Source organism: Cognatundibacterium luofuense (assembly GCF_018139685.1).
Taxonomy (GTDB): Bacteria; Pseudomonadota; Gammaproteobacteria; order Burkholderiales; family Burkholderiaceae_D; genus Undibacterium; species Undibacterium luofuense.
This window is the reverse complement of the sequence record NZ_JAGSPN010000008.1, coordinates 185885-193796: the sequence shown is the minus strand read 5'-3', so window position 1 is coordinate 193796 and position 7912 is coordinate 185885. Positions and strand designations below refer to the sequence as shown.

Sequence of the window (7912 nt, the reverse complement as noted above, 5' to 3'; positions counted from 1 at the left end):
CGAGCACTTCATATGTTTTAAGCTTCCCGGCAAAACCGGTTCGCTCTCATTAAGTGCCCACATTTATTGGCTGTTGGTTGTTAAAGAACTGTATTCTTTTCTGCTATCGCTTCGAAGCGTTGTGTTCATCAGCAGCAGAGAAGCGAGATTATGACGATTCACACACCCGATGTCAACACCCCTTAACTCAAAATACCTTTTGCCAAGAATTTATACCAAACTCATGCGCATCTGATTCGGTCATCAAAGAGTAAAATACAGGCCTTACTCAACTTATTCCGACATAGACAGTCGGGGAGCTACACATGATCCGAATCACAGATCTGGCACTTCCGCTAAATCACACTGAAGATGAATTAAAGCAAGCGGTGCTTCAAACACTCAAATTAAAGGCTTCTGATCTAACAAATTTCAACGTTTTTAAACGGAGCTACGATGCACGAAAAAAGGCTGATATTGTACTAATATATACAATCGATGTTGAGTTAAAAAACGAAAATGACGTCTGGCCAAAACTTTCTCAACTACCAAAAATTTCCCAAACACCCGACACTAGTTATCATTTTGTGGCAAGAGCTTCGGGGAGCGGTGCAGCCAGACCAATAGTCGTCGGGTTTGGCCCATGTGGCCTTTTCGCCGCGTTCATTCTCGCCGAGATGGGCTACCGGCCAATTGTGCTTGAACGCGGCAAGACAGTTCGCGAACGCACAAAAGATACTTGGGGCTTATGGCGAAAACGAGAGCTCAACCCCGAGTCGAATGTCCAGTTTGGTGAAGGTGGTGCTGGGACATTTTCTGATGGAAAACTTTATAGTCAAGTTAAAGATCCCCATCACTATGGGAGAAAAGTGCTGACTGAGTTTGTGAAAGCCGGTGCGCCAGAAGAAATTTTGTATGTCAGTAAGCCGCATATTGGCACATTTCGCCTTGTTAAGATGATCGAACAAATGCGCCACCGCATTGAGGAACTTGGTGGCGAAATTCGCTTCCAGCAAAAAGTGGACTCACTAGAAATCACTAATGGGAAAATTAGTGGCCTCCATATTAATAATGGCGACTTTCTGCCGGCAACTCATGTTGTGTTGGCGATTGGGCATAGTGCACGCGACACATTCGAGATGATTCATGAGAAAGGGGTTTACGTCGAAGCAAAACCTTTTTCAATCGGCTTCCGAATTGAACATCCACAGTCCGTAATTGATCAGGCTCGATTCGGACCAAATGCTGGGAATAAAATCCTCGGAGCAGCAGATTACAAATTGGTACACCATGCTTCCAACGGTCGCTCCGTTTACAGCTTCTGCATGTGTCCGGGTGGAACAGTGGTTGCTGCAACCTCAGAACCAAATCGTGTGGTTACCAATGGCATGAGTCAATATTCAAGAAACGAGAGAAATGCAAACGCCGCAATTGTGGTCGGAATTTCACCAACGGACTACCCGGAGCATCCATTGGCCGGAATAGATTTCCAGCGCGCATTGGAATCAAAGGCCTTTGAACTGGGTGGTAAAAACTATAGTGCCCCAGGTCAGCTCATCGGCGACTTCCTGGATGGCCGGGAGTCTAAGGAGTTTGGCAGCGTCATTCCATCTTATAAGCCAGGAGTTTCACTAGGAAATCTGCACAAAGCACTGCCAGATTTTGCAATCAAGGCAATTCAAGAAGCCATTCCGGCTTTTGACAAAAAAATTCGTGGCTTCGCGATGCAAGATGGCTTACTGACGGGAGTAGAAACGAGGACATCATCACCAATTCGAATCAAACGGGATGATAAAACCTTGCAAAGCATTAACACAGAGGGGTTATTTCCGGCTGGTGAGGGTGCAGGCTACGCTGGGGGCATTATGTCTGCAGGTATCGATGGTATCAAAGTTGCTGAAGCAGTTGCATTAAGCATCGAAGGAAAAATATAAGCCCTCAAAACACTCTGCAATAAGTGAAATGGCACTGGCAAAACCAGTGCCATTTCCTGTTAAGAAATGAGTTCCTGCAGTCCTTCAGCAAGCTCAGAAACTGGGGGCATTTCGTTGAGAATCCGATCCGGCTGAATGCCAAGCTTCCAAGCAACCTCAATCGGGAACGTAGCTTCTTTCTCCTCCGAACTGAAGCCAGATTCACCAGCCCTGGCACACCAACTCGCAATATGCACAATCGCTGCAACGGGCTCAAAAGAATCTTGACCCAAAGGATCAAAACTACCTTTAATTGCTACACTAAAATTTTCAGGGAAACGCCAACGCTTTGCGAGTTCAGCCCCGACATCATAAAAATCATAGCCGAAAGAGTTTCTTTCAACATCAACCCTGCGGGAGTCAAGTGGTCCTGCAATCTTATCAATTTGCAAGGTTTGCTCAGGCATACCAGCGTGCATCACTAACTGACCAATTGCATGCATCAAACCAACTGTAAATGCAAAATCTGAATTACTGTGAAGCTGACGCGCAAGCCATTTAGCTACCACAGCAGTATTTAGACTGTAACGCCAGAATTGCTTAAGATCAACACCAGGCATAGCCTTAAATCCACCCGTCAGCCCACTGCTGACCACAAGCGTGCGAACAGTCATGAATCCAAGCATTAGCACAGCATCATCTACCGTGCCAACACTACGTGATGCGTGGTAATACGACGAGTTAGCGAGGCGCAAAAGTTTCGCGCTGAGCACTTGGTCAGCAGAAAGTTTACGAGCAATCTCATCAATTGAGACACTGTCATTATTAAAACTATCAATCACTTCCTGAACAACTTTGGGGATAGATGGAAGCGCGTTTTGTTGCTGCAACAGTGCTTCGAGTTTCATAAGGCGACTCCTGAAAGTTAGCTGACTGCCTGTAAATTGAATGCAAAAATCATACTGCTTCTCAATAACATTGCTTTTGAAACAAACACTCTTTCAAAAAATCATACTCTGTTATTTCTGCACAGGTAACCATTTTTAAAAATGTTTTACCAAGCGTTGCAGCCAACCATCAGCATAAATTAACTTTTCAGATATCCCCTTCCTCTCGAACGCCCAATATATTCAACTCCTGAATTTTACGAGTAATCGTGTTTCGACCTATTCCTAGTTTAATAGCTGCCTCGTTTTTCCTGCCGTGAGTGTGTCGTAGAGCGGCTTTAATAACAGTAGCCTCAAATACTTTTCCAAGTTGTACTATGACCTCAGGCTCCCCTGAAGACAGCATCGCTGCAGCCTCACTTTCAAGCATTTCAAACCAGGTGCACGCATGAGTATCTGACGCTATGACCGGAAGGTGTGAAACTTGCACCGGCATCTCAGATTGACTGACAATTGGATGTTCTTGCGACACATTTTGCACAGCGACTGCAACTAGCGAATCTTCGACCTTGGTGAGATCTGATGGCAAATCAGCAACCTCAACCAACTGCCCCGGCGCCATAACAGTGATCCAGTTACATAAATTCTCTAACTGCCTGACATTCCCCGGAAATTCGAGTGATGACAAATAATGTATTGCTGTATCACTTAGCTTCTTTACGTCCACGCCAAGTTGCTTAGCACTTTTTGCCAGGAAAAAACGTGCGAGTACCGGAATATCTTCCTTTCGCTCACGAAGACTTGGCAATCGCAGTCGAATAACATTCAACCTGTGATAGAGATCTTCGCGAAATAATCCGTCACGCACACGCTGTTCAAGATTCTGATGCGTAGCGGCAATCACCCTGACATTTGCCTTTAAAGGCTGATGTCCGCCTACTCTGTAAAAATGTCCATCCGATAAAACTCTCAATAATCTAGTTTGCAAATCAAATGGCATATCCCCAATCTCATCAAGAAATAAGGTTCCTCCCTCCGCCTGCTCAAACCTCCCGCGACGGGTAGTCTGTGCCCCGGTAAAGGCGCCTCGCTCGTGACCAAACAATTCTGATTCGAGCAAATCTTTTGGGATTGCAGCCGTATTCAGTGCAACAAATGGCTGACCAGACCTGGGACTATGCTTGTGCAGTGCACGTGCCACTAACTCTTTACCACTACCCGACTCACCAGTAATCAATACGGTAACGTTGGATTGCGACAATCGACCAATCGCACGAAATACGTCTTGCATCGCAGGAGCCTGACCAAGTATCTCGGGCGCTTCTGAAATTTGTTGTTCCGACTCTGTTTCGCGAAGACTTTCCTCCAATGCACGGCGAATCAATTCGACGGCTTTATCCAGATCAAAGGGTTTTGCAAGATACTCAAAAGCACCTCCCTGAAATGCCGCGACGGCAGAATCCAAATCCGAAAATGCCGTCATGATGATAACGGGCAAGCCAGGGTGCTTTGATTTAACTACCTGTAAAAGCTCAAGACCTGAAGCGCCGTGCATTCTGATATCAGAAACAAGGACCTGAGGAGACTCTGTCTGCAAGGCAGACATAGCATCGCGCGCATTAGTAAAGCTTTTGGTGACAAGATTTTCACGGGCTAGCGCCTTCTCAAGGACCCAACGAATAGAGTCATCATCATCCACAATCCAGACTGGCTTCATCTTATATTCTTCTCAAATTGATTAATTGAATGTTGTATTCGGCAACGTTAATGTGTCAGGGAAGTGGAATTAAAATTCTGAAATCCGTCATTCCTGGCCGGCTCTCACATTCGATTACTCCCATATGCTGAGCAACAAAAGTCTGAGCGAGAGTCAGGCCAAGACCACTCCCCCCCTCTCTACCCGAAACTAGCGGATAAAACATTCTGCTTTTAATCTCAGGGGATATGCCGGGACCGTTGTCGATGATATGCAAATCTAATGCCAGCTTGTGTCTGACTTTTGCCAGTGTAATCTGTCGAGCAACCCGAGTCTTAATAACCAGCAAAGCATTGCCCTGCCGAATCTGTTCAGACAATGCCTGCGCCGCATTATGTGCAATATTCAAAACTGACTGAATCAACTGCTCTTTATCTCCCCTAAACTCCGGAATAGATAAATCGTAGTCACGCTGAATCGTGAGTCCTTGCGGAAACTCCGCCATCATCAAACTGCGTACACGCTCACAAACCTCGTGAATATTCACGTCACCGACGATATGCGGGACGCGGTGCGGCGCCAACAACCTGTCCACAAGGGTCTGCAAACGGTCCGCCTCTTTAATAATAACTTGCGTATACTCTCGCAACTCCCTGAGTTGACGCTCAGGCAACTCCAACTCAAGAAGTTGTGCTGCACCACGAATGCCTCCAAGAGGATTCTTGATTTCATGAGCCAGATTACGAATCAGTTCTTTATTCGCTCTGTTCTGATCAAGCATGCGCTCCTCCTGATCAAGTTTCAGTTGCTGCTCATTCTGATGAAGTTCAATCAGCACAGGGGTAACTGCATCATCCAAAGGCGTGACAATTGCTCTTACATGCAATACGTCTTTTGCAGATCGTTCGAGAGTCAGATCTAGTCGCTTATCTGCAAATATATGTTGTTTGGCCTGTTCAAATACGGCAAGAAGCTCCTCTGGATTAAGAAAAATATCCCGCAAGCTTTGTTGCCTTAATAGCTTTACAGAGCAATCAAGCAACGACTCTGCTGCAGTATTAGCGAAAACAATGTTCCCGTCTTCATTGCAGATAAGGACTGCAGAAGCAAGTAAATCGAGGCCGTCAAATGAAATAGTCATGATTAAACAATAAAAAAAGGCCGCTATTCGCGACCTTTTATTCTACGCAAACATCATGCCCGGATTGTTATTTTAAATTTCCGATTTCACGTTTAAGTGCTTCAACATTTTTTTCAGTACGAGCAATATTGTCCTTCATTAGAGCAACCCTTTCCTGATATTTTGCGTAATTACGCTCATCTCCCCGGCGCTCCGGTTCACCGTTATTAAATTCCTTCCTGAGTTCAGCAAGTTTCTGCTCTTCTGTACGCAACTCATCATTCAAAATCTGACGACGATCAGCATCACGATTTTTTTGGGTAGACTCATCAACCTTAGGGAAACCTGCCGGACTGGATGCAGGCTTCGCAGCAGCAACTTTTGGTGCAGCAGATGGTGGAGTGGGGGCAGGCTGAGAAATAGTCAGTCCAGGTAAATCGAGTCGTTTGCAACCTTTCACTGCCCCGGTATTTTTGTATTCTTTTTTCCCATTTTCATCGACGCACAGAAACACCTCCGTCTGAGCAAAGGCGACTTTTTGCAGCAAGAGTAATCCGAAAAGCAGAAAATAACCGTACTTCATATTGAAAAAAGGTTAGTCAACAAGCCTTAAGTGTATGCGAAGGTGCTTTGCGGCACAATTGCCTTTACCAGCCGTAACAAATACAGGAAATAAAAAAGGCGGGTCGAAACCCGCCTTCTGAAGAATCCGCAATCAAATGATTACAGAGAGTAGTACATATCAAACTCAACAGGGTGAGTTGTCATGCGGAAGCGCTGAACTTCCTGCATTTTGAGTTCAATGTAAGCATCGATCATGCTATCACTGAATACACCACCACGCGTCAGGAACTCACGGTCTTTATCCAGTGCTTCCAAAGCTTCTTCCAAAGAAGAGCAAACGGTCGGGATCAGTTTATCTTCTTCTGGCGGCAGGTGATACAGATCTTTAGTTGCTGCTTCGCCCGGATGAATTTTGTTCTGAACGCCGTCCAAACCAGCCATCAGCAACGCAGCAAAACACAGGTACGGGTTAGCCAGCGGGTCCGGGAAGCGTGCTTCTACGCGGCGAGCTTTAGGATTCGCAACATAAGGGATACGGATCGATGCAGAGCGGTTACGGGCAGAGTATGCCAGTTTCACCGGTGCCTCAAAGCCTGGAACCAGGCGCTTGTACGAGTTCGTACCAGGGTTGGTTATCGCATTAAGTGCTTTTGCATGCTTGATGATACCACCGATGTAATACAGTGCGAAGTCAGACAAGCCAGCATAACCATCGCCAGCAAACAGGTTCTTACCGTCTTTCCAAACAGATTGATGTACGTGCATACCAGAGCCGTTGTCACCAACGATCGGTTTCGGCATAAAAGTTGCCGTTTTGCCGTAGCTGTGCGCAACATTCCAGATCACATACTTCATGTTCTGCGTCCAGTCTGCACGCTCTACCAGAGTAGAAAATTTGGTGCCAATTTCGTTCTGACCTGCACCAGCTACTTCGTGGTGATGCACTTCGACAGGAATGCCCAACGATTCCAGAATCAGGCACATTTCAGAGCGCATATCCTGGAAGCTATCAACCGGAGGAACAGGGAAATAACCACCCTTAACCGCTGGACGATGACCAGAGTTACCGCCTTCAAATTTTTCACCTGTAGACCAGGAAGCTTCTTCGGAATCGATTTTTACGAAGCAGCCAGACATATCAACATTCCAGCGAACGCTGTCAAAGATAAAGAATTCTGGCTCAGGACCAAAGTAGGCTGTGTCACCCATGCCGGAAGACTTCAGATAAGCTTCTGCACGTTTAGCGATAGAGCGAGGATCGCGGTCATAGCCTTTACCATCAGAAGGCTCGACAACGTCACACTGCATGAACAAGGTCGTTTCTTCCATAAATGGATCGATATTCGCAGTACTCGGGTCTGGCATCAACAGCATGTCAGAGGCTTCAATACCTTTCCAGCCACCGATCGAAGATCCATCGAATGCGTGGCCGCTTTCAAATTTATCAGCATCCAGCTGAGAAACCGGAATTGTCACGTGTTGCTCTTTGCCTCGTGTATCAGCAAAGCGGAAGTCAATAAATTTGACTTCATTTTCTTTTGCCATTTTCAGGACATCTGCGGCGGTCATTGCCATTTGAAACTCCTCTGTCGAGCGAAAAAATACAGTGAAAAATGATCCGGGATATTTCGGTGAACGTCTAACCCGATATTTACTACCAACTGCTTACAATATGCGAATATCTAAGCATGAATTATGCCAAGCAAACATGATGCACAAAATTGAACTTGCGCAGTCAATCATAAAGAAATCC

The 7912-nt window shown here is 45.9% G+C and carries 6 protein-coding genes; 1 reads left to right on the top strand and 5 read right to left on the bottom strand.

All coding sequences use genetic code 11. The features are described 5' to 3' along the window. Positions 1-305: 305 nt before the first annotated feature. Positions 306-1913, top strand: coding sequence for an NAD(P)/FAD-dependent oxidoreductase (locus tag KDM89_RS12335; protein WP_212688229.1), 1608 nt, complete (start codon positions 306-308; stop codon positions 1911-1913). Positions 1914-1972: 59 nt separating this feature from the next. On the opposite strand, the gene KDM89_RS12330 is transcribed toward KDM89_RS12335, so the two are convergent. From KDM89_RS12330 to glnA, 5 genes are all read right to left on the bottom strand, one after another. Next, complete coding sequence (locus KDM89_RS12330) at positions 1973-2800, bottom strand: HDOD domain-containing protein (RefSeq protein WP_212688228.1); 828 nt, start codon at positions 2798-2800, stop codon at positions 1973-1975. 187 nt (positions 2801-2987) lie between these two features. Then, positions 2988-4496 carry a nitrogen regulation protein NR(I) gene (ntrC, locus tag KDM89_RS12325; RefSeq protein WP_212688227.1) on the bottom strand — a complete coding sequence of 503 codons (1509 nt, stop codon included), beginning with the start codon at positions 4494-4496 and terminating at the stop codon, positions 2988-2990. A gap of 55 nt (positions 4497-4551) precedes the next feature. Then, positions 4552-5616 (bottom strand): nitrogen regulation protein NR(II), encoded by a 1065-nt coding sequence (gene glnL, locus KDM89_RS12320; RefSeq protein ID WP_212688226.1) that lies wholly within the window; start codon positions 5614-5616, stop codon positions 4552-4554. 67 nt (positions 5617-5683) lie between these two features. Continuing rightward, entirely contained in the window at positions 5684-6178 is a 495-nt protein-coding gene (locus tag KDM89_RS12315) for a DUF4124 domain-containing protein (protein ID WP_212688225.1), read from the bottom strand. Positions 6179-6318: 140 nt separating this feature from the next. Next, complete coding sequence (glnA, locus tag KDM89_RS12310) at positions 6319-7734, bottom strand: glutamate--ammonia ligase (protein ID WP_212688224.1); 1416 nt, start codon at positions 7732-7734, stop codon at positions 6319-6321. Between the last annotated feature and the right edge of the window lie 178 nt (positions 7735-7912).